The organism is Actinomycetospora soli (assembly GCF_021026295.1).
GTDB classification, from domain to species: Bacteria; Actinomycetota; Actinomycetes; order Mycobacteriales; family Pseudonocardiaceae; genus Actinomycetospora; species Actinomycetospora soli.
The window spans coordinates 400051-426719 of sequence record NZ_JAJNDA010000001.1; the positions used below are offsets into that span (position 1 = coordinate 400051).

22 protein-coding genes are annotated in these 26669 nt (G+C 75.1%); 9 read left to right on the top strand and 13 right to left on the bottom strand.

Annotated features, from left to right (window positions below):
- Window positions 1–27: 27 nt before the first annotated feature.
- From LN037_RS01965 to LN037_RS01990, 6 genes are all read left to right on the top strand, one after another.
- Window positions 28–1209, top strand: coding sequence for a ferredoxin-like domain-containing protein (locus LN037_RS01965; RefSeq protein WP_230749290.1), 1182 nt, complete (start codon window positions 28–30; stop codon window positions 1207–1209).
- Window positions 1206–1925 carry a precorrin-8X methylmutase gene (locus tag LN037_RS01970; RefSeq protein ID WP_255692712.1) on the top strand — a complete coding sequence of 240 codons (720 nt, stop codon included), beginning with the start codon at window positions 1206–1208 and terminating at the stop codon, window positions 1923–1925. Before LN037_RS01965 ends, LN037_RS01970 begins: the two co-directional genes overlap by 4 nt.
- Window positions 1922–3454, top strand: a complete 1533-nt coding sequence (locus LN037_RS01975) for a precorrin-2 C(20)-methyltransferase (protein ID WP_230749292.1) — start codon at window positions 1922–1924, stop codon at window positions 3452–3454. Before LN037_RS01970 ends, LN037_RS01975 begins: the two co-directional genes overlap by 4 nt.
- Before the next feature lie 54 nt (window positions 3455–3508).
- Entirely contained in the window at window positions 3509–6643 is a 3135-nt protein-coding gene (locus LN037_RS01980; protein ID WP_230749294.1) for an acetyl-CoA carboxylase family protein, read from the top strand.
- A gap of 139 nt (window positions 6644–6782) precedes the next feature.
- A complete protein-coding gene (locus LN037_RS01985; protein WP_230749296.1) occupies window positions 6783–7448 on the top strand; it encodes a DUF3159 domain-containing protein in 666 nt (221 codons plus the stop codon).
- Entirely contained in the window at window positions 7445–8224 is a 780-nt protein-coding gene (locus LN037_RS01990) for a MerR family transcriptional regulator (RefSeq protein WP_230749298.1), read from the top strand. Before LN037_RS01985 ends, LN037_RS01990 begins: the two co-directional genes overlap by 4 nt.
- Here LN037_RS01990 and LN037_RS01995 read toward each other — a convergent pair.
- The gene (locus LN037_RS01995; RefSeq protein ID WP_230749300.1) at window positions 8163–10067 is read right to left on the bottom strand and encodes a S9 family peptidase; all 1905 of its coding nucleotides are present in this window, start codon (window positions 10065–10067) and stop codon (window positions 8163–8165) included. The genes LN037_RS01990 and LN037_RS01995 overlap by 62 nt on opposite strands.
- A 103-nt stretch (window positions 10068–10170) precedes the next feature.
- Between LN037_RS01995 and LN037_RS02000 the strand changes: the two genes are divergently transcribed.
- Window positions 10171–10803, top strand: a complete 633-nt coding sequence (locus tag LN037_RS02000) for a hypothetical protein (protein ID WP_230749302.1) — start codon at window positions 10171–10173, stop codon at window positions 10801–10803.
- Window positions 10804–10808: 5 nt separating this feature from the next.
- Window positions 10809–12014, top strand: a complete 1206-nt coding sequence (locus tag LN037_RS02005) for an MFS transporter (RefSeq protein ID WP_230749304.1) — start codon at window positions 10809–10811, stop codon at window positions 12012–12014.
- 77 nt (window positions 12015–12091) lie between these two features.
- Here LN037_RS02005 and LN037_RS02010 read toward each other — a convergent pair whose 3' ends face one another.
- The 10 genes from LN037_RS02010 to LN037_RS02055 form a co-directional block, all read right to left on the bottom strand.
- On the bottom strand, window positions 12092–13186 hold the full coding sequence (locus LN037_RS02010; protein WP_230749306.1) for an LLM class flavin-dependent oxidoreductase: 1095 nt from the start codon (window positions 13184–13186) through the stop codon (window positions 12092–12094).
- A gap of 117 nt (window positions 13187–13303) precedes the next feature.
- Window positions 13304–15151: a helix-turn-helix domain-containing protein gene (locus LN037_RS02015; protein WP_230749309.1), complete on the bottom strand. Its 1848-nt coding sequence runs from the start codon at window positions 15149–15151 to the stop codon at window positions 13304–13306.
- A gap of 35 nt (window positions 15152–15186) precedes the next feature.
- A complete protein-coding gene (locus tag LN037_RS02020) occupies window positions 15187–16578 on the bottom strand; it encodes an MFS transporter (protein ID WP_372460345.1) in 1392 nt (463 codons plus the stop codon).
- A gap of 61 nt (window positions 16579–16639) precedes the next feature.
- Window positions 16640–17407: a cobalt-precorrin-6A reductase gene (locus tag LN037_RS02025; RefSeq protein ID WP_230749310.1), complete on the bottom strand. Its 768-nt coding sequence runs from the start codon at window positions 17405–17407 to the stop codon at window positions 16640–16642.
- Window positions 17404–18147, bottom strand: coding sequence for a precorrin-4 C(11)-methyltransferase (gene cobM / locus LN037_RS02030; protein ID WP_230749312.1), 744 nt, complete (start codon window positions 18145–18147; stop codon window positions 17404–17406). The genes LN037_RS02025 and cobM overlap by 4 nt, the downstream gene beginning before the upstream one ends.
- The gene (gene cbiE, locus LN037_RS02035; protein ID WP_230749314.1) at window positions 18144–19427 is read right to left on the bottom strand and encodes a precorrin-6y C5,15-methyltransferase (decarboxylating) subunit CbiE; all 1284 of its coding nucleotides are present in this window, start codon (window positions 19425–19427) and stop codon (window positions 18144–18146) included. The genes cobM and cbiE overlap by 4 nt, the downstream gene beginning before the upstream one ends.
- A 137-nt stretch (window positions 19428–19564) precedes the next feature.
- The gene (locus tag LN037_RS02040; RefSeq protein WP_230749316.1) at window positions 19565–20755 is read right to left on the bottom strand and encodes an LLM class flavin-dependent oxidoreductase; all 1191 of its coding nucleotides are present in this window, start codon (window positions 20753–20755) and stop codon (window positions 19565–19567) included.
- A 192-nt stretch (window positions 20756–20947) separates the two neighbouring features.
- Window positions 20948–21781, bottom strand: a complete 834-nt coding sequence (locus LN037_RS33295) for a PaaI family thioesterase (protein WP_230749319.1) — start codon at window positions 21779–21781, stop codon at window positions 20948–20950.
- A gap of 78 nt (window positions 21782–21859) precedes the next feature.
- A complete protein-coding gene (locus LN037_RS02050) occupies window positions 21860–22756 on the bottom strand; it encodes an oxidoreductase (RefSeq protein WP_230749322.1) in 897 nt (298 codons plus the stop codon).
- A gap of 20 nt (window positions 22757–22776) precedes the next feature.
- Window positions 22777–23520, bottom strand: a complete 744-nt coding sequence (locus LN037_RS02055; RefSeq protein WP_230749324.1) for an esterase/lipase family protein — start codon at window positions 23518–23520, stop codon at window positions 22777–22779.
- Between the two features lie 126 nt (window positions 23521–23646).
- On the opposite strand from LN037_RS02055, the gene LN037_RS02060 reads away from it, so the two are divergent.
- Window positions 23647–24069: an ArsR/SmtB family transcription factor gene (locus tag LN037_RS02060; protein ID WP_308286089.1), complete on the top strand. Its 423-nt coding sequence runs from the start codon at window positions 23647–23649 to the stop codon at window positions 24067–24069.
- Here the strand turns inward: LN037_RS02060 and metX are convergent.
- Window positions 24020–25150, bottom strand: coding sequence for a homoserine O-acetyltransferase MetX (metX, locus tag LN037_RS02065; RefSeq protein ID WP_230749326.1), 1131 nt, complete (start codon window positions 25148–25150; stop codon window positions 24020–24022). The genes LN037_RS02060 and metX overlap by 50 nt on opposite strands.
- Before the next feature lie 98 nt (window positions 25151–25248).
- Window positions 25249–26568, bottom strand: coding sequence for a bifunctional o-acetylhomoserine/o-acetylserine sulfhydrylase (locus LN037_RS02070; RefSeq protein WP_230749329.1), 1320 nt, complete (start codon window positions 26566–26568; stop codon window positions 25249–25251).
- Window positions 26569–26669: the final 101 nt, after the last annotated feature.

Below are 26669 nucleotides of genomic sequence, written 5' to 3' on the forward strand. Positions count from 1 at the left end.
TGTGTCATCGGCCGTACTGTGTGGCCGATGCCCCGCACCCGATCACGGCCCGACGCCTGCCCCGGCGCCTGGCGCCGGCACGACGCCGCCGACGGCGCGCTGGCCCGGTTCCGACCGGTCGGCGGGGCCACCACCGCCACCGAGCTCCGCCTGCTGGCGGGCGCGGCCGCGTCCGGCGGGTCGCCGATCGAACTGACCTCCCGAGGATCGTGGCAGGTGCGCGGGCTCGCCGGAACCACCGCCGACGACCTCGCCGACGCGCTCCGCGACGACCGCCCCGACGCCCTCGTGGACGCCCGCGGCCGCGACGTGCCCTGCTCCATCATCGCCTCCCCCCGCTCGGCGGCGGTCGACCCGGTCGCGAGGGCGGTCGCGGACGGGCTCCGGGGGCGCGTGGACGTGCCCGGGCGGCTGCTGGTGGCGATCGAGGATCGACGGTGTGGCTCTCCTGGCGTCGAGTGCCGGCAGCGACGCACTGCTGTCACCGGAGGTGACGTCAGCGGCCAGGGCGCCGACGTCACGGTGGTGCTCGACGGGCCCGCGGCGCTGCTGCTCGACGGGGTCGACACCGGGCTCCGGCACGACGACCCCGCGGCCCTCGCCCTGGCGGCCGTCGACGCGTTCACCACGCACCGCGGCTCGGCCTGGCGGGTGCGCGAGCTCGACGACGCGGCCCGCGGCGCGATGCTGGAGGCGCTCGCGGACCGCACCGCACCCGGCGTCGGGACCGTGCGGCCGGGACCGGCGGACCCGACGCGCCTGGGGCGGGACGGGACCGCGCTGGAGGTCCTCCCCCGGCTCGGCGAGGTCGACCTGCCGACGGTGACGGCGCTGCTCGAGCTGCTGGACCGCGGCGCCACGCTGCGCGCGACCCCGTGGCGCACGCTCGTGCTGCGCGACGCGCCCGCGGACGCGGAGGCCCGGCTCGACGGGCTCGTGGAGATCGACCCGGCGTCGCGGTGGCGCGGGGTCTCGGCGTGCGTCGGGGCGCCGCGGTGTCGGAAGTCGTTGACCGACGTGCGGGGCGACCTGGCCGCGGCCGTCGCGTCCGGGCACGTCGGCGGGCAGGTCCGGCAGCACTGGGTGGGCTGCGGGCGGGCGTGCGGGACCCCGGGTGGCAGGGTCGCCGTGGTGGAAGCGGTCGGGCAGACGGACGAGACGAGCGGCACGTACCGGACGGTCGTGCGCTCGGGGAGGGTGAACGGATGATCTCGGGCGACGTGGCCCCGGCGACGGGCGTGATCCAGACCGGGCAGGCGGAGCGACGGGAGATCCACACGCCGGACTCGCGGGCGGTGCCGGCCCACGTGGTCGACGGCGACGAGATCTACCGCCGCTCGTTCGCGATCATCCGGTCCGAGGCCGAGCTCGGGCACCTGCCGGCGGACGCCCACGACCTCGTCGTGCGCATGATCCACTCCTGCGGCATGACCGACCTGGGCGCGGACACCGCGGTCACCCCCGGGGCGGTCGCGGCCGCGCACGCCGCCCTGCGCGCCGGCGCCCCCGTGCTCTGCGACGCGATGATGGTCGCCTCCGGGATCACGCGGCGGTTCCTGCCCGCCGGCAACGACGTGGTCTGCACGCTCAACGACCCGGACGTCCCGGCCAAGGCCGCGCTGCTGGGCACGACGCGCTCCGCGGCCGCCCTCGACCTGTGGCTGCCGCTGCTCGAGGGCGCGGTGGTGGCGATCGGCAACGCCCCGACCGCGCTCTTCCGCCTGCTCGAGATGATCGAGGCGGGCGCGCCGCGACCCGCCGTCGTGCTGGGGCTACCCGTGGGCTTCGTCGGCGCGATGGAGTCGAAGGCCGCCCTGGCCGCGCACCCGTCGGAGCTGGAGCACGTCGTCGTGCACGGGCGTCGCGGCGGGTCGGCCATGACGGTCGGGGCCGTGAACGCGCTCGCGCTCGGGGCGACGGCGTGACCGGCCGACTGTTCGGGGTCGGCGTCGGTCCGGGCGACCCCGGGCTGATGACGGTGAAGGCGGTGGACCTGATCCGCGCCGCCGACGTCGTCGCCTACCACTGCGCGCGGCACGGCCGGTCGAACGCGCGGCGGATCGCGGCGCAGTACCTCGGCGCGCAGATCGAGGAGGCGCTGACCTACCCGGTCACCACCGAGGACACCGACGACTACCAGGGCCGCATCGACGCCTTCTACACCGAGGCGGCCGCCCGGCTGGCCGCGCACCTCGACGCCGGCCGCGACGTCGTGGTGCTCTCCGAGGGCGACCCGTTCTTCTACGGCTCCTACATGCACCTGCACAAGCGGCTCGCGCACCGGTATCCCGCGGAGGTGGTCCCGGGCGTGACCAGCGTGTCCGCCGCGGCCGCCACGTTGGGCACGCCGCTGGTGGAGCGCGACGAGGTGCTCACCGTGCTCCCCGGGACGCTGCCGCCCGACGAGCTGGCCCGGCGCCTGGCCGACACCGACGCCGCCGCGGTGATGAAGCTGGGCCGCACGTTCACGGGGGTCCGGACGGCGCTGCGGACCGCCGGCCGCGCCGACGAGGCCCGCTACGTGGAGCGCGCCAGCCAGGTCGAGGAGCGCCAGGGGCTGCTCGAGGACGTCGACCCGGCGTCGGTGCCGTACTTCAGCGTCGGGATCGTGCCGTCGCGCGTGCACGTGGCGACGACGGAGCAGGCGCGGGCGGACGGGGCACGGGGTGCCAGCAATGCGTCACTGCTTGCACCCAGTGACAGGGACGCCACACCGTCGACGGGCCTCGTGACCGTCGTCGGACTCGGCCCCGGCAGCCGCGACCGCCTCACGCCCGAGGCGTTCAGCGCCCTCGCCGGGGCGGACGACGTCGTCGGCTACGCCACCTACACCGCGCGCGTGCCGCACAACCCGCGCCAGCGCGTGCACGCCTCGGACAACAAGGTCGAGTCCGAGCGTGCCGCTTACGCTCTGGATCTGGCGCGTTCCGGACGACGGGTCGCGGTGGTCTCCTCGGGTGACCCCGGGGTCTTCGCGATGGCGTCGGCGGTCGTGGAGGTCGCGGCGGAGGACTACCCCGACGTCGAGGTGCGGGTGCTCCCCGGGGTGACCGCCGCCCACGCCGTGGCCGCCCGGATCGGGGCGCCGCTGGGCCACGACTACGCGACGATCTCGCTGTCGGACCGCCTGAAGTCGTGGGAGGTCGTCGAGCGCCGGCTCGCCGCGGTGGCCGACGCCGACATGGTGATCGCGCTGTACAACCCGGCGTCCCGGTCCCGCACCTGGCAGGTCGAGGCGGCCAAGGAGATCCTGCTCAAGTACCGCGACGAGTCGACCCCGGTGATCATCGGGCGCGACGTCGACGGGCCCGAGGAGTCGGTGCGCGTCGTCGAGCTCGGCGCCCTGGAGCCGTCGGAGATCGACATGCGGACGCTGCTGATCGTCGGTTCGTCGCAGACCCGGTGGGTGGCCGACCGGGTGTTCAGCCCCCGCAGGTGGCCTTCGGCCCCGTGAGTAGTTGTGACGGGTATGACCGCCACAACTACTCACGAGGCAGAGCCACCAGCCGTGCGCCGTGTCCTGATCGCCAACCGTGGCGAGATCGCCGTCCGCATCGCCGACGCCGTCGCGGCGCTCGGGCTCGAGGCGGTACCGGTCCACGCCGCCGACGATGTGGCGTTCCTGGCGTCCAGTGCCGGCAGTGACGCATTGCCGGCACCGCAGGTGCTCCCCGGCACCGGACCGGCCGCCTATCTCGACGTCGAGGCGGTCGTCGCCGCGGCGACGGAGGCCGGCGCGGACGCCGTGCACCCGGGCTACGGGTTCCTGTCGGAGAACCCGGCCCTCGCACGGGCGTGCGAGGAGGCGGGGATTGTCTTCGTCGGCCCCTCCCCCGACGCCCTCGCGCTGTTCGGCGACAAGGCCCTCGCCCGGTCGCGTGCCGCGGAGCTCGGCGTGCCGGTCCTCGACGACGACGGGACCACCCCCGTCGTCGTGAAGGCCGTGGCCGGCGGCGGGGGCCGGGGCATGCGGGTCGTCCGAGACCGGACGGAGCTCGACGAGGCCCGCCGGGCCGCCGCGGCCGAGGCGCGGGCCGCGTTCGGCGACGACCGTGTCTTCGTCGAGCGCTACCTGGAGGGCGCCCGGCACGTCGAGGTGCAGCTGCTCGGCGACGGCCACGACGTCGCGGTCCTCGCCGACCGCGATTGCAGCCTGCAGCGGCGGCACCAGAAGATGGTCGAGATCGCTCCGGCGCCGGACCTTCCCGACGAGGTCCGTACCCGGCTCCACGCGTACGCCCACGCCCTCGGCGCCTCCGCGGACCTGCGCGGGCTCGCGACCGTCGAGTTCCTCGTCGCCGGCACCGCGATCGCGTTCCTGGAGGTCAACCCGCGGCTGCAGGTCGAGCACACGGTCACCGAGGAGGTCCTCGGCGTCGACCTGGTCGCGGCCGGGCTCCGGGTCGCCGCCGGCGCGCGGCTCGCGGACCTCGCGCTCGCCACCGAGCCGCGCGGGGTCGCCGTCCAGGCCCGCGTGAACGCCGAGACGCTCGGCGCCGACGCCTCGGTCCGCGCCGCGGCGGGGACGCTGAGCCGGTTCACCCCGCCGTCGGGCCGGGGCGTGCGGGTGGACACCCACGGACGGGCCGGGCTCACGGTCGATCCGCGGTACGACTCGCTGCTGGCCAAGGTCGTCGTCCACGACGCCGATCTCCCCCGCGCCCTCGCCCACCTCGACCGGGCGCTGGCGGGCTTCGACCTCGACGGCGTCCCGACGACGATCCCGGTGCTCCGCGCCCTGCTCGCCCGGCCCGAGGTGCTCGCGCCCGACACGGGGCTGGTCGAGCGGCTGCTCCCCGAGATCGTGAGGGGAGGATCCGAGCGCTCTTTCGGCACGAGGGTTCCCCTGCCGACGGGAGACGGCGACCCACTGACAGCCGTCACCGCCGGCACGGTGGTCGCCGTCGAGGCCGCACCCGGCAGCACGGTCGCCGCGGGCGCGGCCGTCGTCGTGCTCGAGGCGATGAAGATGGAGCACGTGGTCGCGGCGCCGGAGGGCGGCACGGTCGTGGAGATCGCGGTGGCGATCGGCGACGTCGTGGCCGAGGGCGACGTGCTCGCCGTGCTCGAGCCGGGCGGGGCGGCGGCCGGGGACGGCACGGCGGAGGCCGTCGACCCCGACCACGTCCGCCCCGACCTCGCCGAGGTCCTCGACCGGCGCCGCCTCACGCGCGACGAGGCCCGCCCGGCCGCCGTGACCCGTCGTCGGGAAGCAGGCCGGAGGACGGCCCGGGAGAACGTGGCCGACCTGTGCGACGAGGGCAGCTTCGTCGAGTACGGCGCGTTCGCCGTGGCCGCCCAACGGAAGCGCCGGTCGCTGGAGGACCTGCGCGAACGCACCCCGGCGGACGGCATCGTCACGGGGATCGGTGCGGTCGACGGGCGACGCGTCGTGGTCCTCGCCTACGACTACACCGTGCTCGCCGGCACCCAGGGCGTCCTCTCGCACGCGAAGACCGACCGGGCCCTGCAGCTCGCGCTCGACCACGACCTGCCCGTCGTCCTGTTCGCCGAGGGCGGCGGCGGACGGCCGGGCGAGACCGACACGATCGCGGTCGCCCAGCTCGACGTGCCGACGTTCGCGCTGTTCGCGCAGCTGTGCGGGCGGGTCCCGACGGTGGCCGTGGTCGCCGGCTACTGCTTCGCCGGCAACGCCGCGCTGGCCGGCTGCGCCGACCTCGTCGTCGCCGTCGAGGGCGCCAACCTCGGCATGGGCGGCCCGGCGATGATCGCGGGCGGCGGCCTCGGGGAGGTCGACCCGCACGACGTCGGGCCGACGTCGGTACAGGTGCCGAACGGAGTCGTCGACGTGCTGGTCGGCGACGAGGCCGAGGCGGTCGCGGTGGCGCGGCGCTACCTCGCGCTGGACCGGGTCGTCCCCGGCCCCCGGCCCGATCCGCGGGTGCTGCGCCACGTGGTGCCGGAGAACCGGCTGCGGGTCTACGACGTGCGCGCGGCGGTCGACGGGCTGGTCGACGTCGGGTCGCTGCTGGAGCTGCGGCCGCGGTACGGGGTCGGGATCGTGACGGCGTTCGCACGGCTGGGCGGCCGGCCGATCGGGGTGATGGCCAACGACCCGCGCCGGCTCGGCGGCGCCGTCGACGCCGAGGCGGCCGACAAGGCGGCCCGGTTCCTGCAGCTCTGCGACTCGCGCGGGCTGCCGGTGGTGTCGCTGTGCGACACCCCGGGCTTCATGGTCGGTCCCGACGCCGAGGCCACCGCGACGGTCCGCCGCTTCTCCCGGATGTTCGTCACGGGCGCGAACCTGCGGGTGCCGGTGGTGTGCGTCGTGCTGCGCAAGGCCTACGGGCTCGGCGCGATGGCGATGGCGGGCGGCTCGATGCGGGTGCCGGTGGCCACGGTGGCCTGGCCGAGCGGGGAGTTCGGCGGGATGGGGCTCGAGGGCGCGGTGCGGCTCGGGTACGCCAAGGAGCTCGCGGCCCTCGGGCCGGACGAGCGCCAGGCGCGGTACGACGAGCTCGTCGCGGCGCTCTACGAGCAGGGCAAGGCGCTCTCGGCCGCCGAGGTGGTGGAGATCGACGACGTGATCGACCCGGCCGACACCGCGGCGGTCGTGCTCGCGGCCCTCGACGCCGCCGACGGACCGCTGCCCCCGCGACGCCCGGTCGTCGACACCCGGTGAGTCGGCCCGCGGGCACCCGCGAGGCGATCCTCGCGGGTGCGGAGGGCGTGCTCGTGCGCCGCGGCCGTGGACGCCGCACCCGGTGCCGGACCACGTGAGGCTTGAGTGTGCCGCCACGTCATGGCGTCTCCTCACGCCCATGTCACCCGAGACGCAACCGCTCCCCGAGGTCCGCCCGCTGACCGTGCTCGACCGCCTCGGCGGCTGGTGGGGCATCGTCGGCACCGGCGGGCCGCAGGTCGTGTTCGCCATGCTCACGAACGTCACGTCCCTGCCGGTCACGGCCGGCGTCGCGCTCGCGGTCGCGGTGGTCTTCGGGGTGATCCGGAAGCTCCGCGGCGAGGAGACCGCGGCCGCGCTCGGCGGGGTCCTCGGCGTCGGGATCGCCGCCGGGATCGCGCTGTGGACCGGGTCGGCGAGCGACTTCTTCCTGGTCGGCGTCGTCACGTCCGCCGCGTTCTTCGTCCCGACGGCGGGTTCCTTCGTCCTCGGCCGCCCCGTCACCGGCGTGCTCTGGAACGCGCTGCACGGGGGCGGGCACCCGTGGCGGGAGGACCGGCCGTCGCGCCGCGCGCACGACCTCGCGACGGCCGCCGCCGCGTCGATGTTCGGCGCCCGGGCGCTCATCAGCGGTCTGCTGTGGTGGACGGAGTCGGTCGCGGGGCTCGCGCTGGCCCGGATCGTCCTCGGTGTCCCCTTGACGGCGCTGGTCGCCCTCGTGGTCTTCTGGGCGTTCCGCCGGACCACCCACCGTCTCGTCACCCCGGCGCGGGTGGCCGCCCGCAGCACCGGGAGCAGCCGATGACCTGGAGCACCCGGGAGATCGCCGACCTCGCCGGGACGAGCCTGCGCAGCGTGCGGCACTACCACGACGTCGGGCTCCTCCCGGAGCCGGAACGACGGTCGAACGGCTACAAGCAGTACGGCGTGACGCACCTGATCCGGTTGCTGCGGATCAAGCGGCTCGTCGACCTCGGGTTCGGGCTGGGCCGGATCGCGGAGCTCGGCGACCGCGACGAGCACCCCGAGGAGGCGCTGCGCGCGCTCGACGCCGACCTCGTCGCGCAGATCGAGCGGCTGCAGCAGGTCCGGGCGGAGGTCGCCGCGATGCTCGAGCAACGCCTGCCGACCGACCTCCCGGCCGAGTTCGCGGTCGTCGGGAAGGCCGCGGCGCTCTCGGAGCCGGACCGCCGGTTCGCGACCGTGATGGGCCGGCTCCTGGCGCCGGAGGAACGCAGCGTCTACGCGGAGCTGCTGACCGACGACGCGCGCTCCGCGAGCGACGACGAGTTCGACGCCCTGCCGGCCGACGCGGACGAGGCCGCCCGCGACGGCCTCGCCCACCGGATGCTGGCGGACCTCCACGTCCTCCGGGAACGCTTCCCCGGGATCGACGCGCTGGGCTCGGGGAACCCGCAGCGCTACCGGCGTACCGTGGAGCAGGTGTCGGCGGAGGTGTTCAACCCCGCCCAGCTCGACGTCCTCCGGCGGCTGCAGGCGCTCGGCCGGCGCGAGCGAACTAGGGCCGCCCGCCCAGATGCCGCGCGAGGAACTCCCCCGCCTCCCGGAACATCGTCATGAGGTTCTCCGGGTTGACGAAGGCGTGGCCCTCGTCGGCGAAGACGCGGTAGGCGACCTCGACGCCGCGGGCGCGGAGCCGCTCGACGACGTTGTCCGACTCCGACTGCCGGACCCGGACGTCGTTCGCCCCCTGGAAGATCATGAGCGGTGTCTCGACGCGGTCCAGGTGCGTGATCGGCGAGCGCGCGAGCATGTCGGCCTCCTGCTCGGGCACGTCGGGGTCGCCGACGTAGCGGTGGAAGTTGTGCCGCAGGCCGGGCCGCACCGCCTCGGGGAAGCTGCGCATGGTCGCCGCGAGGTCGGACACCCCGACGTAGTCGACGGCCGCCGCGAACAGGTGGGGCGTGACCGTCACCCCGACCAGCGTCGCGTAGCCGCCGTAGGAGCCGCCGAAGATCGCGACGCGGGCCGGATCGGCGTACCCCGCGGTCACGGCCCACTCCACCGCGTCGACCAGGTCGTCGTGCATCGCGCCGGCGAACTCCCCGATCGCGGCCTGCATGTGGCGCCGGCCGAAGCCCGTCGAGCCCCGGAACTGGGGCCGCAGCACCGTGTAGCCGCGGGTGGCGAAGTACTGGGTCTGCAGGTCGAGGCTCCACAGGTCGCGGAACCACGGTCCGCCGTGCGGCATGAGGACCAGGGGCGGCGGGGTGTGCTCGTCGGGGTCGAACCCGACGGGTGGGGTGAGGTAGGTCGGGAGCTCCAGGCCGTCGCGGGCGATGACCGACACCGCCCGCGTCGGGGGCAGCGCCTCGGGGTCGATCCGCCCGAGCGGACGGAACAGCAGCCGTGCCCGTCCGGTCGCGTGGTCGTACAGCCACGACGACGGGTCGCGGTCGTCGGCGAACGTCGCCAGCCAGAACCGTCCGGAGCCGTCCGAGGAGACCGCGCCGAGGTCACCGTCGGCGAGCCCCTCCAGCGCCGCGAGGACCTCGGCGAACCCGGGGGTGAGCGGGTGGATCACCTGCCGCTCGCGGGAGTAGCGCACCCCGATCAGCTCGCCGGTGCGGCGGTCGGTGATCCACGGGGACGGCAGGAGCGGGGCGACCACCGAGATCGTGTCGAGGTCGTGGGTCGGGTGCCGGTCGAGCTCGGTCACCTCCCCCGTCGCGAGGTCGAGGCGCGCGGGTGCGAGCTGGTCGTGGTCGCCGTAGGTGCCGAACCACAGGCCCGCGCCGTCGGGGGCGGGCCGCGTCATCGGGCCGTACGGGAAGTCGTCCCCGGCGAAGGTCGTGACCACGCGGCGCTCCCCGCCGGGAAGGCCCTGCCGCAGCTCCCACCCGGCCTCGGTGACGGTGACCTCGTAGAGCTCGCGCCGGCTCGTCACGAACCAGGAGGCCCCGTCGCCGCCCTCGGCGAGGACGGTGAGCTCGCCGGTCCCGACGTCGAGCTCGCACAGGTCGATGCGGGCGGGGTCGACGTGGTTGAGGCTCACGACGACGGAGCCGGGCAGCCCGGGCACCTCGACCATCTCCCAGACACGCGCGCCCGGGAAGGGCGTCAGGTCGACGGCGTCGGCGTCCGGGTCGTCGAGGTCGACGCGGAACACGTGGTGGTTCTCGTCGCCGTCGTCGTCCTGCAGGTAGAGCAGGTAGCGCGGGTCGTCGGTCCACCGGTGGTCGATCACGGGGCGGTGGTCGTCGGCGGTGACGCGGCGGGCGCGGTCGAGGTCGACCCCGCCGTCGTCGTCGAGCTCGACCACCCACACGTTCAGGCGCGTGCGCCACGGGGCGAGGAAGGCGAGCCACCGCCCGTCGGGCGAGATCGACGGGCGGCCGCGCTCGGGCGGGGCGAACAGGTCCTCGACGGACACGGGCTGGGACTCGACGGGGGAACGGGTCATGCCCGCAGGAGAAACGATGCCGTCGCGGCACCCTCAAGCCCCGCTGTGGCATGGACCACTCCTGCTGGAGGATGCCGCAGCGGCACGGGCGAGCGTCGTCGGCATGCTCACGACCTACCGCCGCCGGCGACAGCTCGCCCGCGTGGAGCCCGGCGACGGGAGCGCCCTCCCCGAGCTCCGCGTCTGGCACCTGTTCACCCGGACCCGCTTCGGGCTGGACCTCGAGGGCCACCGGTTCGACGTCGACGTCCGGTACGGGGCCGACCCGAACACCGGGCACGGCGTCGCCCGGCTGTACCGCGACCGCGTCCAGGTCGCCCGCTCCCGCCTGCCCGCCACCTTCGTGGTGCCCGGTGGGGTGGTCGAGCTCGCGGAGGACGAGCACGGCCTGAAGCGGGTGGCGCACGTGGCGCACGACGGCACGGAGCGCACGCTGGATCCGCACCCGTCCACCCTCGAGGGCAGACGAGCGCGCTTCGGCCGGCGCTTCCCGGTCGCGAGCCGCGGACTCGGCGTGCTCGCGGTCCTCCTCGTCGTCGTGTGCGGTGCGATCGAGCTGGCGCACGCCGCGCAGTCGGTGACCCGCAACCCCGAGATCGCCGCGCGGATCGGCACGATCACGCTGCCCCACACCCTGTCCGCGGGGTGGTTGACGGCCATCGGCATCGTGGGGGCGCTCACCGCCACGGAGCGCGCCCTCACCCTGCGGGGCCGGCTCGTCGGCCGCAGGGGGTGACGGCCGTGCCCGTCGTCGCCCTCGCCTACCTCGGCGCGCACCTGCTCAGCCTGCTCGGCAACGGGCTCGCCGCGGTCGCCCTGCCGCTCATCGTCCTGCAGGCCACGGGGAGCCCCGCGAGCGTCGGCGCGGTCTCGGTCGCGACGGCGGGACCCGCGCTCGTCATCGGGTTGGGTGCGGGCCTGGTGATCGACCGGGTCAACCGCAGGACGAGCTCGATCGTGAGCGACGTGGTCTCGGCCCTGGCGGTCGCCGCGATCCCCGTCGTCGACCTGCTCACCGGGCTCACGCTGGGCTGGCTGGTCGCGCTGGCGATCGTCGGGGCGTTCGGCGACGTCCCGGGACTCACCGCCCGCCAGGTGCTGGTGCCCGCCGTCGCCCGGCACACCGGGGTGTCACTCGAACGGCTCGTCGGGCTGCGCCAGGCCATGACCTCGATCGCCCTGGTCGTCGGGCCGGCCGCCGCCGGGACGCTGCTGACCCTGGTGGACGGGAGCACGGTCCTCCTCGTCACCGCCGCCACCTCCGGCGCCGCCGCGCTGCTGACGCTCGTGCTGCCCCACCGCCTCGGACGCGTCGGCGAGGTCGCGGCGCGCGGCTCGGTGCTCGCCGAGCTCGCGGCGGGCGCGCGGGTCCTGCGCCGCAGCCGGTTCCTCTCCGGCACGGTCGGGCTCACCCTCGGCCTCGCCGTCGTCCTCGGCGGGCTGCAGGGGCTGGTCCTGCCCGTGTGGTTCAGCGCCCTCGGCCGGGCCGACCTGCTCGGGCTCGTCCTGACGGCCCTCGCCCTCGGCATGCTCGTCGGGACCGCGGCCTTCGCGACGGCGGGTGTGCGCGGCTCGCGGGGGTGGTGGACGGTGGGCGCCCTCGCCGGGACCACGGCCGGCTTCCTGACGATCGCCTCGCTCGCCTCGCCGGTCGTGGTCCTCGCCGGGGCCGCGCTGCTCGGGCTGTCGAACGCCACGCTCGGTGCGATCCTGGGGGTGCTGCAGGCCGAGCGGATCCCCGACGCCACGCACGGCCGGGTGCTGGGCCTGCAGAACGCGTTGCTGCAGGTCGCGGCACCAGCGGGGATCGGGCTGGCGGGCGTGGTCGCGGAGGTGGCCACCCCGGTCGCGGCCGGGCTGTCGGTGGTGGCCGTGTGGGTGGCCGTCGTCCTGGCGGTCGCGGCCTCGGGCGCGCTGCGCGACCTGGAGCCGGCCGCCGTGCCGTGAGGCCCGTCCCGACGGCGGGTCGTGCCCCGACGGTGCCGGGCGCGTGCACGACGCCCGGCACCCGTCGTCGGGACGGATCAGACCAGGGCAGGCTCCTGCGCGTCGCGGGCGGCGAGCAGGGAGGCGTGGGTCGGCGCGTCCGGCACGTGGGCCGGCTTGAGGGCGGCGAACTCGCGGCGCAGGACGGGCACGACCTCCTCGCCGAGCAGGTCCATCTGCTCGAGCACGGTCTTCAGCGGCAGGCCGGCGTGGTCGATGAGGAACAGCTGGCGCTGGTAGTCACCGACGTAGTCGCGGAACCCGAGGGTGCGGTCGATGACCTCCTGCGGGGAGCCGACGGTCAGCGGCGTCTGCGAGGAGAAGTCCTCCAGCGACGGCCCGCCGCCGTAGACCGGCGCGTGGTCGAAGTAGGGCCGGAACTCGCGGACGGCGTCCTGCGAGTTCTTCCGCATGAACACCTGGCCGCCGAGCCCGACGATCGCCTGGTCGGCCGAGCCGTGGCCGTAGTGCTCGAAGCGGCGCCGGTAGAACTCGACCATCTGCTGCGTGTGCGACGCGGGCCAGAAGATGTGGTTGTGGAAGAAGCCGTCGCCGTAGAAGGCGGCCTGCTCGGCGATCTCGGGCGAGCGGATCGAGCCGTGCCAGACGAACGGGGCGACGCCGTCGAGCGGGCGCGGCGTGGAGGTGAAGCCGTGCAGCGGCGTGCGGAAGCGGCCCTCCCAGTCCACGACGTCCTCGGTCCACAGCCGGCGCAGCAGGGCGTAGTTCTCGAGCGCGAGCGGGATGCCCTGGCGGATGTCCTGGCCGAACCACGGGTAGACCGGGCCGGTGTTGCCGCGGCCCATCATGAGGTCGACGCGGCCCTCGGCGAGGTGCTGCAGCATCGCGTAGTCCTCGGCGATCTTGACCGGGTCGTTGGTCGTGATCAGCGTCGTGGACGTCGAGAGCACCAGCCGCTCGGTGAGGGCGGCGACGTGGCCGAGCAGCGTGGTCGGCGACGAGGGGACGAACGGCGGGTTGTGGTGCTCGCCGGTGGCGAAGACGTCGAGCCCGATCTCCTCGGCCTTCCGCGCGATCGTCACCATCGCGCGGATGCGCTCGGCCTCGGTCGGCTCGCGGCCCGTGGTCGGGTCGGGCGTCACGTCGCCGACGGTGAAGACCCCGAACTGCATGGCGACCTCCTGCGAAGTTGAAGTGTCAACTACTGTAGCCGCCGCAACTCCGCGCGGTCCATCCGCATTCCCCACCGGCCCGTGAGCGCTGTCCGTGGCCCCGGCCACGGGACGTGCTCACATGCGCAGTCCCCGCAGGCGCAGCGCCAGGTGCAGCTCCAGGGTCCGTTCGGGCTCCTGCCAGTCCGGGCCCAGCACGGCGCGGACCCGGTCCAGGCGCTGGGTCACCGTGTTGACGTGCACGTGCAGGGCGCTCGCGGCCCGCGTCGGCGACCGGCCCGCCGCGAACCAGGCCGCGAGGGTGCCGACGAGGTCCGTGCCGCGGCGCCGGTCGTGCTCGAGCAGCGGGCCGAGCACGCTCTCGACGTACCCGCCGACGTCGGGGGCCCGCGACAGCAGCAGCGCCGCGAACCCCAGCTCGGCGACCGACCCCGACCGGCCCTCCCGGCCCAGCGCGACGAGCGCCTCGGCGGCCCGCCGGGCGTCCGCCGCGGCCCCCACCAGGCCGTCGGCGGGCAGCACCGCCTCCGACACCCCGACCGTCACCGCCGCCGACTCGTCCGACGCCGGACGGGCGAGGTCCTCGGCCAGCCGCCCCGACCCGTCGTCGGGAACGAGCACGACGACGGCGTCCGGGCGTTCCGCGACGAGGCCGACGCGGCCGACCGCGTGCGCGGCGTCGACCGCGAGCCGCGCGCGCTGGTGTTCGGCACAGCGGGCGACGAGCACCCGGTGCGGGCGGCGGATCTCGACGCCGAGGGTCCGGATGCGGTCGCGCAGCGCGGCGGTCGGGGTCTCCCCGCCGAGCAGCTCGAGCAGGGCCTCGCCCCGGTGGCGCTGCTCGGACTCCGAGGCCTGGGCGCGGAACAGCAGCACCAGCGCGCTGACGGTGGCCGCGCGCTCGACGATCCGCGACCGCGGTCCCTGCGAGGCGGCGCCGGGCGCGGGCGGCGGGACCACGATCGTCGCGAGCTGCTGGTGGGCCGCGACGACCGACACCGCCTCGGCGCCCTCCACCGCGACGAGACGTCCCGGGTCGGCGGCCGCGGCACGCACGCAGGCCGGGACGTCGAGACCGTCCGGGACCGGACCGGCCGACGCGATCGGCACCCCGGCGTCGTCGACCACCCGCACCCACCCGTCGAGCAGGTCGGCGAGGGCGGCCGCGAGGTCGGTGACGTCGCCGCCGCCGAGGACGAGGGCGGCGAAGCGGTCGTGCGCGTCGGCGGCGCGGGCGAGGTCGGCGTGCGCGGCGCGCAGTCCGGCGAGCGCGGCCGCCGTCTCCGCGGCCGCCCGGGTCTGGGTGAGCGAGACGGCGGCGAGCGCCGCGAGCGAGCCGAGCAGGGCCACGTCGTCGGGGGTGAAGGGGCGCGCGGAGCGGTTGGCCGCGAACAGCACGCCGACGAACTCGTCGCCCACGAGCAGCGGGGTCCCGCAGATCGCGACGATGCCCTCCTCCCCCACCGCCGCGTCGATCTCGTCGGTGTGGCGGTAGCGGGCGTCCGCGGGGTAGCGGGTGGTCCAGTGGGCGTGCCGGGACTGGGCCACGAGCCCGCCGAGGCCCGCGCCCACCGGCAGCCGCAGCGCCTGGAACGCGGCCGACACCGAGCCCGCCGTCGCCCGCATGAACGTGTCGCCGCGCTCTGGGTCGTAGAGCGTCAGGTAGGCGACGTCCGTGCCGAGCAGCGCGCGGGCCCGGCGCACGATGGCGTCGAGCACCAGGCCCGGGTCGGACTCCGCGGCGAGGTCGCGGGCGGTGTCGACCAGCGCCGCGAGCTCGGCCTCCCGCCGCCGGCCCGCCTCGATCGTCGAGCGCACCCGCAGCACCAGCGCCGCCGTCTCCGGGTCGGAGCCGGCGAGCGCGGCCGCCGCCCGTTCCAGGTCGGCGGCCGGACCGTCGTCGGCGAGCAGCCGCAGGGCGTCCACGAGCACGGTGCATGGGAGCACCCCGGACGCCCCGCGCACCAGCCCTCTCCCCGTCGCTCCGCTCGCCCCGGCTGCTACTTCCCGACGGCAGGTCGGGTCGGCTCCGCCTCGACCACCCCGTCGTCCGCCCCGAGGTCGCGGTCCCGCGTCTCGGAGTAGGAGAACACGGCGACGAGCGTGATCACCGAGCACACCGCGAGGTAGGCCGCGATCGACTGGCCCGACCCGGTGGCCCCGAGCAGGGCGACGGCGATGATCGGGGCGAGCCCGCCGGCCGCGACCGAGGCGAGCTGGTAGCCGATCGACACCCCGGAGTAGCGCACCCGCGTGCCGAACAGCTCGGAGAGGAACGCCGCCTGCGGCCCGTACATCGCGCCGTGGAACACGAGCCCGATCACGACGGCGACCGCGGTCAGCGCGAAGCTCTGCGTGTCGAGCAGGCCGAAGAAGGCGAAGCCCCACAGGCCGACCCCGACGGCGCCGATCACGTAGGTCGGGCGGCGCCCGATGCGGTCGGACACCGCGCCCCACAGCGGGATCGTCACCACGTGCACAGCCGCACCGATCAGCACGGCGTTGAGCACGAACGACGACGGCAGGTCGTACTGCTGCTTCATGTACGTCGAGATGACGATCGTGAACAGGTAGTACGAGACGTTCTCGGCGAACCGCGCCCCCATCGCGACGAACACCTCGCGCGGGTACCGCTTGAACACCTCGAGGATGGGCGGCGCGGCCGGGGCGTCCTGCGCGGCCGCCTCGGCCTTCGCGCGCGCGGCCTGGAAGATCGGCGACTCCTCGACCGAGAGCCGGACGTAGAGCCCGATCAGCACGAGGACGGCGGAGAGCAGGAACGGGATGCGCCAGCCCCACGCGAGGAACGCCTCCTCGGACTGGAAGACGGCGAGGGCGGCCAGCAGGCCGTTCGCGAGCAGCTGTCCGGCGGGCGCTCCGGCCTGCGGCCAGCTGGCCCAGAAGCCGCGGTGCCTCGCGTCGCCGTGCTCGGACACGATCAGCACCGCACCGCCCCACTCGCCGCCGAGCGCGAAGCCCTGGATCAGGCGCAGCAGGATGAGCAGCGTCGGCGCGAGCACGCCGGCCGTGGCGTAGCTCGGGAGCACGCCGATGAGGAACGTCGAGATCCCCATCATCAGCAGGCTCAGCACGAGCAGCTTCTTGCGGCCGATCTTGTCGCCGTAGTGACCGAAGACGAGGCCGCCGAGCGGCCGGGCGATGAACCCGATGGCGAACGTGCCGAACGAGAGCAGGGTGCCCGCGACCGGGTCGGCGGCCGGGAAGAACACGGCCGGGAAGACGACCGCGGCGGCGACGCCGTAGAGGAAGAAGTCGTACCACTCGACGGTGGTGCCGAGCATGCTCGCGGCGACGATGCGCACGACGGAGCGGCGTTCGGTGGGAGCGGGACCGGGTGGACCGGGGGTGCCGGATTCGGACACGGAGGACATGACCGGCGACACTAGGGCGGTCGTGAGGCCGAGCACCGTGGGCGCCGGACACACCGACCCGTCAGTTCGGTGTGCTCTCCACCCAGCCTGCGGCGGCGTCCGCGCTGCTGACGATCTCCGCTCCCCCGGGCGGCGCAGGGCGATCCACCAGCACGACGACGACGCCCGCCTCCCGGGCCGCGACCAGCTTCGCCTCCGTCGCCCCACCCGAGTCCTTGGCGACGATCGTGTCGATGCGGTGCTCCGCGAGCAGGGCCCGTTCGTCGTCGAGGGCGAACGGGCCGCGCGCCAGGACCAGGTGGGCGTGCGGCGGGAGCACGTCGGGCGGCTCGATGGCGCGCACGAGCCGGACCTGCTCGAGCGCCGCGAAGTGGTGCACGCCCTGGCGCCCGATCGCGAGGAACACGCTCCCGGCGTCGCCGAGCGCCCCGGCCGCCGCACCCGTCGTCGGGACGCGGGCCCAGCGGTCGCCCGGCTGCGCGCTCCAGCCGGGCCGCCGGAGCACCACCCAGGGGACGCCGGTGGCGGCGGCGGCCCGGGCGGCGTGGTCGGTCATGCGCGCGGCGAAGGGGTGGGTGGCGTCGACGAGCAGGTCGATGTGGCGCAGGGCGGCGGCGAGCCCCTCGGCGCCGCCGAACCCGCCGCTGCGGACCTCGCCGGCGGGCAGCCGCGGGTCCCGGGTGCGCCCGGCGAGCGAGGTGGTGACGTGGTGGCCGCGGGTGGTCAGGGTGTCGGCGAGTTCGCGCGCCTCGGCGGTGCCGCCGAGGACGAGCACGCGCCGCGATCCGGGACGAAAGGGTCGTTCGACCCCGCCGGCCTGCTCGCTCACGGACGAACGCGCTGCGCCGAGTAGAGGTGCGATTCGCACCCGGCGTCCTGCCCGACGACGGGTCCGACCACGATCACCGCGGTCCGGCGCACCCCCGCGGCCTCGACCTGCCCGGCGATGTCGGCGAGGGTGCCGCGCAGCACGAGCTCGTCGGCCCGAGACGCCCGGGCGACCACGGCGACCGGCTCGTGCGGCGGGCGGTGCTCGAGCAGGGTCGCGACGACCTCCGCGCACCGCTGCACGGCCAGGTGCAGCACGAGCGTCCCGCCGGTGGCGGCCCAGACGTCGAGGGACTCGCCCGCGGGCATCGGCGTCGCGTTCGCCGCGTCGCGGGTGAGCACCACGGACTGCCCGACGCCGGGCACGGTCAGCTCGGTGCGCAGTGCCGCCGCGGCGGCGGAGAACGCGGGGACGCCGGGCACGATCTCCCAGGCGATCCCGGCCTCGTCGAGCCGGCGGGTCTGCTCGGCGACCGCGGAGAACACGGCCGGGTCGCCGGAGCACAGGCGGGCGACGTCGTGCCCGGCGGCGTCCGCGGCGACCAGTTCGGCGACGATCTCGTCGAGGGTCAGGCGCGCGGTGTCGACCTTGTGGGCGTGCGGCGGACACTGCGCGAGCAGGTCCTCGGGGACGAGGGACCCGGCGTAGAGGCACACCGGGCTCGTCGCGATGGCCCGGAGCCCGCGGACGGTGATGAGGTCGGCCGCGCCGGGGCCCGCGCCGACGAAGCGGACGGTCACTGCTGCCTCCAGGGGGGCGGGGTCAGCGGTGGCACACCACTGACGTCGGGTGTCGGCCGTGTGCCACCGCTGACGCTGCGCGCGCCCACGTGCAGCACCCACTGGGTGACGGGCGCGAGGGCCTTCCAGCCCAGGTAGCGCCCGACCGGACGCCCCCGGGACACGGCGATCCGCCGGACCTCGCCGCCGTACTCGGCGCGCGCCGCCGCGAGGGCCGCCTCGCCCTCGAGGGTCACCGCGTTCGCCACGAGCCGCCCGCCCGGGCGCAGCGCCCGCCGGCAGGCCTCGAGCATGCCGGGCGCGGACACACCGCCGCCGACGAAGACGGCGTCGGGGGCGTCGAGCCCGGCGAGCACCTCGGGCGCCCGGCCCGGGACGACCCGCACCCCGGGCACCCCGAGCGCCGCCGCGTTCTCGCCGATCCGCGCGGCCCGGTCCTCGCGGGACTCGACGGCGATCGCGCGCGCCGTCGGCTCGGCCCGGCACCACTCGATGCCGATCGAGCCCGCTCCCCCGCCGACGTCCCACAGCAGCTGCCCGGGCAGCGGTCGCAGCGCCGCCACCGACAGCGCGCGCATCTCGGCCTTCGTCAGCTGGCCGTCGTGGGTGTACGCGTCGTCGGGGAGGCCGGGGGCCCGGCCGAGCCACCCGTCGTCGGGAAGGGCGGGGCAGTCGACGGCGACGACGGCGAGCGGGTCGGTGTCCGGGGCGTTCCAGCTCGCGGCGACGCCGTCGACGCGCGACTCGTGCTCGGCGCCGAGCGAGCCCAGCACGCTGAGCCGGGCCTCGCCGTAGCCGGCGCCGACGAGCAGCGCGGCGAGGCGGCCGGGCAGGGTGCCGGAGTCGGCGAGCACCAGCAGCCGGCGGCGGGGCGCGAGCGCCGCGCGGACGGCCTCGAGCGGGCGCCCGACCGCCGACACGACGACCGTGTCCTGCTCGGCCCAGCCCAGACGGGCGCAGGCGAGCGCGACCGACGACGGGTGCGGCACCACGGTCGCGTCGGGCCGCAGCCGCAGGATGCTGGTCCCGATGCCGAAGAACATCGGGTCGCCGCTGGCCAGGACGACGAGCTCCTCGCCGCCGAGCCGGTCGAGCAGGCTCGGCAGCGACGGCATCATCGGCGCCGGCCACTCCTCGCGGCGGGCGCCGAGCGTGGCGGGCAGCAGGTCGAGCTGGCGCGGCGCCCCGAGCACGACGGACGCCTTCTCACAGGCCGTGCGCGCGGGCGGGGCGAGTCCGGGCCACCCGTCGGCGCCGATGCCGACGACGGTGACGGTCACGAGGCGCGGGCAGCCGGTCCGGTCGGGCGAGGCACGGTGCCACCCTAACGGCCGGGCCACCCGCGGCGGGCGTGACGATCACCGCGGGTGTCCCGGCTCGACGGTGCCGGTTCTCCCGGCGCCCGCGCCCGGCGTGCTCAGCCCTTCGACGCCACCTCGTCGGCGTACTTCTGCGTCATGTGCTCGACGGCGGAGAGCTGCGTGGCCGCGTACTCGTCGCGCTTGAGGCCCGCGCGCTCCTTGGCCTGCTGGGTGGACTCGGCGTGCGACACCCCGCCCCAGGTCCGGCCCTGGAAGTGCGGCATGACGTACTGGGCGAGCAGCTCCCAGGACCGCTTCGTCGCCTCCGGGTTGGCCCACTCGTGCCCGAGCAGCAGCATCGCGCCGAACCCGCCGGACTGGTCGGCGAGCCGCTGCACCTGGGCGCGGGCGTCCTCCGGGGTGCCGATGGCGCCGATGCCGGCCTCGTTGATGAAGTCGATCATCTCCTTGACGTCGCCGCCCTCGACCGCCATCTGCGGGAACGCCGCCGTCTTCTGGAAGTACCGGAACCACGACTCGATGCCGTACTCCACGTCGCGGTAGGCCTGCTCCTTGGTCTCCGCGATGTGCATGAGACCGACGAGGCGCCACTTGTCCCGGTCGGGCTCGGGCTGGCCGTAGTGCTCGGCGCGCTCCTTGACGACGTTCCAGTGGTGGGCCAGGGCGTCGAAGCCGTCCTGTGTCATCGTCGCGCCGATGTTGAGCAGGCCCACGCCGTGGCGACCGGCCATGCGCGGCCCGGTCGGCGAGGCGACCGCGGCGACGACGATGTCGAAGCACGGCTCGGTGAAGGGCCGCAGCTGGAGGCGGGCCTCCACGAGGTTGTGGGTCTTCGTCTGTGCGGTGACCGTCTCGCCGGCCAGCAGCCGCATGATGATGTCGAGGTTGACGTCGAGCAGCTCGCGCGTGTCGGTCGGGTTCAGCCCGATCATCGACGAGTCGCTGGGCAGCGAGCCCGGCCCGACGCCGAGCATCGTCCGGCCGCGGGTGAGGTGGTCGAGCAGCACCATGCGGTCGGCCACCCACAGCGGGTTGTGGTACGCCGCCGACGTCACGCCCGTGCCGAGCCTGATGCGCTTCGTGCGCTCCGCCGCGGCCGCGATGAAGATCTCGGGCGAGGCGATGATCTCGCTGCCGGCGGAGTGGTGTTCGCCGATCCAGGCCTCGTCGACACCGAGGGCGTCCAGGTGTTCGATCAGTTCCAGGTCGCGCTGCAGCGCGAGCGTCGGGTTCTCCCCGGCGCGGTGGAACGGGGCGAGGAACGTGCCGAAACGCAGCCTGCTCACGAGCTCTCCTCCACGATGAGTGTCAGCCACGTCACGCTAGGTCGAGCAACTGTCGACTGTCCATGGGGGGATTCCCGACGACGGGACGGCGCGGGTCGGGCCACGGCGCCTCCGTCGACCCCGCCGTCGACGATGTCCCGCTGCTCCCACCCGGTGCGTGCAGCGCGCCATCGTCGCCGGGCGACGCCGCGGTCAGTGCCGGAAGGACGTCCCCTGGGCGGTGGCGAGCAGCCGCCCTCGGTCGTCGACCAGCTCGGCCCGCCCGACCCGCATGCGCCGGCCGCGGTGCTCCACGACGACCCGGCACATCACCGGGTGGTCCCCCGGGCGCACCGAGCGCACGAAGCTGATCGCGAAGTCGTCCGGGATGACGTCGAGCGCGTGCGCGAGGCCCCGGGCGGCCAGGCCCGCGAGCGCGCCGCCCTGCACCACGCCCGCGGAGTTCCGGGTCGCGGGGTCGGGGTGGGCGATCATCGTCGTGCCGTCGCGGGTCGGGTCCTCCCCGCGGTGCGGCATGAGCAGCCGCCAGCCCGAGGGCCGGTTCGACCAGTGCGGTGCGGTCCGCCCGTACTGCTCGGCCAGCCCGTCGGTGAGCACGGCGTTCCGCCCGACGCAGCGGGCGACGGTGTTCCCGTCCCGGTCGGTGATCGTCGCCGAGCTCAGGCCGACGCCGTTGCTCGCGTCGTCGAGGGTGCCCGTGGCCCCGAGCTCCTCCCCCGGCAGCGGGCGGCCGAGCAGCTGGACCGCGAGCCGCACCGTCACGATGCGGTCGCCCGCGCGCAGGCTGCTCGAGTAGGACACCCCGAGCACGAAGTCGGCGAGGATGAGCAGCGACTCGAGCAGCCCGTCACCGATCGTCGTGGGCATCCGCGCCTCGGCGCAGCCCCGCTCGATCCGCGTCAGCCGCGCGTGCGTCGCGGCGTGGACCGGGGCGAGCGGGGCCTTCTCGTCGACGAGCCGGCGCAGGGTGGCCAGCGGGGTCGGGTCGTCCGCCGTCTCACCGCCGTGCTCCGCTCGATCGCTCACGCGCCGATCATGCCCAATCGAGCTGACGGTGCGACGCTCGGGCGGCGTTCTGGGCGCTTCATCCCTCGAACGGCCGCATCACCCCACGGAGACGGTGACGCCGGTCAGCTCCTCGCACGCCCGGACGAGGGCCTTCTGGACCTCGCGGTCGTGCGAGGCGGCCGTCGAGCCGACCGGGATGGGGTGGCCCCACGACTCCGCCGGGCCGTCCGGGCCGATGTAGACGCCGCCGGGCAGGTCCGGCACCGTCGCGGCGTACAGCTCGGGCAGCGCGCCCATCTCCGGGCCCTGCGCGACGATCCGGTTGAGCACGCCCATCACGGCGTCCTGGAACGACTCGGTGCGCGACTGGAGGTTGGTCGCGCTGTAGCCCGGGTGCGCGGCCATGGAGCGCAGCGACGAGCCGGCCGCGACGAAGCGGCGCTCGAGCTCGTAGGCGAACATCAGGTCCGCGAGCTTGGACTGGCCGTAGGCGAGCCAGCGCTGGTAGCGGCGGCGCTCCCAGTTCAGGTCGTCGAGCCGGATCGACCCGAGCCGGTGCGCCTGGCTGGACAGCGTCACCACGCGGTCGGTGAGCCGGTCGAGCAGCAGGCCGGTCAGCGCGACGTGGCCGAGGACGTTGGTGCCGAACTGCATCTCGAAGCCGTCGACGGTGCGCTGGAACGGGATCGCCATGAGCCCGGCGTTGTTGATCAGCACGTCGACCGGCCCGTCGAGCCGCGCGGCGAACTTGTGCACGGAGGCGAGGTCGGCGAGGTCGAGCTCCTCGACGGCGGTGGTGCCCGGGCCGCCGCTCTGCGCGATCCGCGCCGCGGCCTGCTCGCCCTTGTCGGTGTTGCGGCAGGCCAGCACCACGTGCGCGCCGTGGGCCACGAGTTCGGCGGCGGCGACGAGTCCGAGCCCGGAGTTCGCCCCGGTCACGACGAACGTGCGGCCGGTCTGGTCGGGGATGTCGGCGGAGGTCCAGGGGGCCATGGATGCGTAGGTACCCCGCATCAGGCGAGCAGACGCGCGATGTGGGAGTACACGTCCGCGTTCACGCAGAGCCCGATGTGACTCCCCCGCACCGCGACGTTCTCCGCCCCGTCGACCAGGCACGACTCCGGGCGCACGATGCCGTCCTCCACCGTCCGGATGCTGGTGAGCGGCACGGGCGGCGGCTCGCGCAGGTCCCGGCCGAAGGCGCACGGGCAGTCCACGGTGAGGCACTGCGGCCGGGCGGGGCGCAGCAGGTTCTGGCCGAGCCGGGCGCCGCCGACCGCCGCGAGGGTGAGCACGGAGGCGTCGAACGGGGACGACAGCGGGCTGCCGAGGGTGATCACGCGCCGGACCCGGCTCGGCCGTCGGGCGGCCACCGCGTGCGCCAGGAGACCGCCCCGGCTGTGTCCGATCACCGTCACGGGCCGCCCCGAGCGCTCGGCGACGTCCGCGAGCCGACGGTCCAGGCGCCGCACCGCGGCCTCGGAGCAGTCGACGTTCCAGGCGATCCCCGACCGGTAGGCGCGGTACCCGCACCGGCGCAGCCAGGTCCGCAGCACCGCGAGCGAGGCGTCGCCCGCGAGGAAGCCGGGCACCGTCAGCACCGGGTCGTCGGCCCCGGGCCGGACGCCCTGGCCCCGGTACACCCCGGACGCGAGCAGCCCGAGGAACTCGACCTGGAACCGGGCCTCGCCGAGCAGGTTCCCGCGGAACGGCGGCACGACCGGGGTGAGCGCGGGCGTCGCCGGTTCCGCCGTCACGTCCCGGCACGCTACCGGGGCCACCTCGATCCGACGACCGTGTGCCGCCGCTGACGCTCGACGTCCGCCGTGTGCCACCGCTGACGTCCGGCGCCGCGACCCGGGCCCCGTGGGATACTCCCGCCCGTGCACCTCACCGGGGATCCGGACGCCGTCGGCGTCGACGGCGACCACCGCGTCTGCGCGGCGGTCGAGGCGCTGCCGGACGCGGCGACGATGCACGGGTGGGTGTCGCGCTTCGCGCTGCTGGCCGACCCCACGCGGCTGACGCTGCTGCTCTGCATCCACGAGGTCGGCGAGATCTGCGTGTCCGACCTCGCGCTGGCGGCCGGCCTCAAGGACTCCACGACGAGCCAGGCCCTGCGGCTGCTGCGCGCGCAGAACCTGGTCAGCGCCCACCGCGACGGGCGGGTCGTGCGCTACCGGCTCGCCGACGCGGTCGTGAAGGATCTGCTGGACCGCATCCACGACGCCGGGTCGGTCGAGCCGTTCGCGCCCCTCACCCCAACAGGGTCGACAGGATCTCCGCGAGGCGCCGCGTCTCGATGAGGAAGGCGTCGTGCCCGTAGGGCGACTCGATGCGTTCCACCGGGCCGGCGCCCGGGATGAGCTCGGCCAGCTCCTCCTGCTGCGCCAGCGGGTAGAGCCGGTCGGTCGTCGACCCCGCGACGACGGTGCGCGCGGTGACCCGCCCGAGGGCCTCGGCCATCGTGCCGCGGCCCCGGGAGACGTCGTGGCCGTTCATCGCGGCCGTCAGCGCCACGTAGGACCCGGCGTCGAACCGGTGGACCAGCTTCTCGGCGTGGTGGTCGAGGTAGGACTCGACGGCGAACCGTCCGGGGGCGGTCGCGTCGTAGGGGTCCTCGCCCGGCTGCGGCCGGCGCCCGAAGCGGGTGTCCAGCTCCTCGGCGGTGCGGTAGGTGGCGTGGGCGATGCGCCGCGCCACCCCGAGGCCGACGTGCGGCCCCTGCCCGCGCCCGCGGTCGTGGTAGTCGCCGCCGCACCAGTTCGGGTCCTCGCGGATCGCGGCGAGCTGCGGTGACGCCCAGGCGATCTGGTCCGCCGACGCCGCCGCGCAGCACGCGAGCAGCAGCAGCCGCTCCACGCGCTCGGGGTGGGTCACGGCCCACTCGACCGCCCGCATGCCGCCCATCGACCCGCCGAGCACGGCCGCCCACGAGCCGATGCCGAGCTGGTCGGCGAGCCGGACCTCGAGGGCGACCTGGTCCCGCACGCTCGTGCGCGGGAAGCGGGAGCCCCACGCCCGGCCGTCCGGCGCCGTCGACGCCGGCCCGGTGGTCCCCTGGCACCCGCCGAGGACGTTGGGGGCGACGACGTACCAGCGGTCGGTGTCGATCGTCAGGCCCGGCCCGATGATCCCCGCCCACCAGCCGGGCGTCGGGTGCCCGAGCCCCGTCGTCCCCACGACGTGCGAGTCCCCCGTGAGGGCGTGCAGGACGAGGATCGCGTTGGAGCCGTCGTAGGTGCCCCAGGACTCGTAGGCCACCGTGACGTCGGGCAGCGCCGCACCGCTCTCGAGCGGGAGCGGGTCGGGCAGCGTCACGAAGCGGCGGCCGCCGACCGGGTCACCCTCCCGCCACGCACCGGTGGCGGGAGGGAGGACCGGCACCGATCCGTCGTCGGGACGAGGTCCCGGCGATCCGGCCGGCACACCGCCGGGGAGGAGCACCGGAGACGCAGCGGAGCGGAGCTCGACCGAGGAGTCCGTCACGCAGTCTTCGACTTCGCCGCGGTGAACCCTGCCTCGAGGTCGGCCTTGAGGTCCTCGACGTTCTCGATCCCGACGGCGAGGCGCACCAGGCCGGGGGTCACGCCGCTGGACTCCTGCTCGTTCTCCGAGAGCTGGCTGTGCGTGGTCGACGCCGGGTGGGCGATCAGCGAGCGCACGTCACCGATGTTGACCAGCTGCGAGTGCAGGCTCGTGCCGTCGACGAACGCGCGGCCCGCCTCGACCCCGCCCCGCAGCTCGAACGACACGATCGCGCCGACACCCTGGGGCAGGTACTTCCGGCCGGCCTCGTACCAGGGGCTCGAGGGCAGGCCCGCGTAGTAGACCTTCTCGACCTCGTCGCGCGCCTCGAGCCACTCGGCCAGGGCCTGGGCGTTCTCGACGTGGCGCTCCATGCGCAGCGAGAGCGTCTCGATGCCCTGGATGATCAGGAAGGAGTTGAACGGGGCGATCGCCGCGCCGGTGTCGCGCAGCAGCTGCACGCGCAGCTTCGCGGCGTAGGCGCCCGGGCCGAGGGCCTCCCAGAACTTCAGGCCGTGGTAGCTCGGGTCGGGCTCCGTGAAGCCGGGGAAGCGGTCGCCGTGGGCGCCGAAGTCGAACGTGCCGCCGTCGACGACGATGCCCGCGACGGTGGTGCCGTGGCCGCCGAGGTACTTGGTGGCCGAGTGGATGACGATGTCGGCGCCGTGCTCGATCGGGCGCAGCAGGTAGGGCGTCGGCACGGTGTTGTCGACGAGCAGCGGCACGCCGATCTCGTGCGCGACACCGGCGACCCCGGAGATGTCGAGGACGTTCGAGCCCGGGTTGGCGATCGTCTCGGCGAAGAACAGCTTGGTGTTCGGCCGCACGGCGTTGCGCCACTGCTCGAGGTCGTCCTGGTCCTCGACGAACGTGACCTCGACGCCCAGCTTGGGCAGCGTGTAGTGGAACAGGTTGTACGTGCCGCCGTAGAGGCTCGGGCTGGACACGAAGTGGTCGCCGGAGTTCGCGATGTTGAGGATCGCCGCGGTGGTGGCGGCCGAACCGGAGGCGAACGCGAGCGCGGCGACGCCGCCCTCGAGCGCGGCGAGGCGCTGCTCGAAGACGTCCTGCGTCGGGTTCATGATCCGCGTGTAGATGTTGCCCGGCTCGGCCAGCGAGAACAGGTCGGCGCCGTGCTGGGTGTCGCGGAAGACGTAGGACGTCGTCTGGTAGATCGGCGTCGCCCGGGCGTTGGTGGCCGGGTCGGGCTGCGCGCCGGAGTGGATCTGCTTGGTCTCGAACGACCAGTTGGCGGCGAGGTCCTCGGGGGTGGTCATGCTGGGTGACTCCTGGGTACGTGGGTTCTGACGGGTGACGGACGACGGGTCGGACAGCGTCTCAGCGACGACAGAACTCGTCGAACGCGTCGATCCGGCGA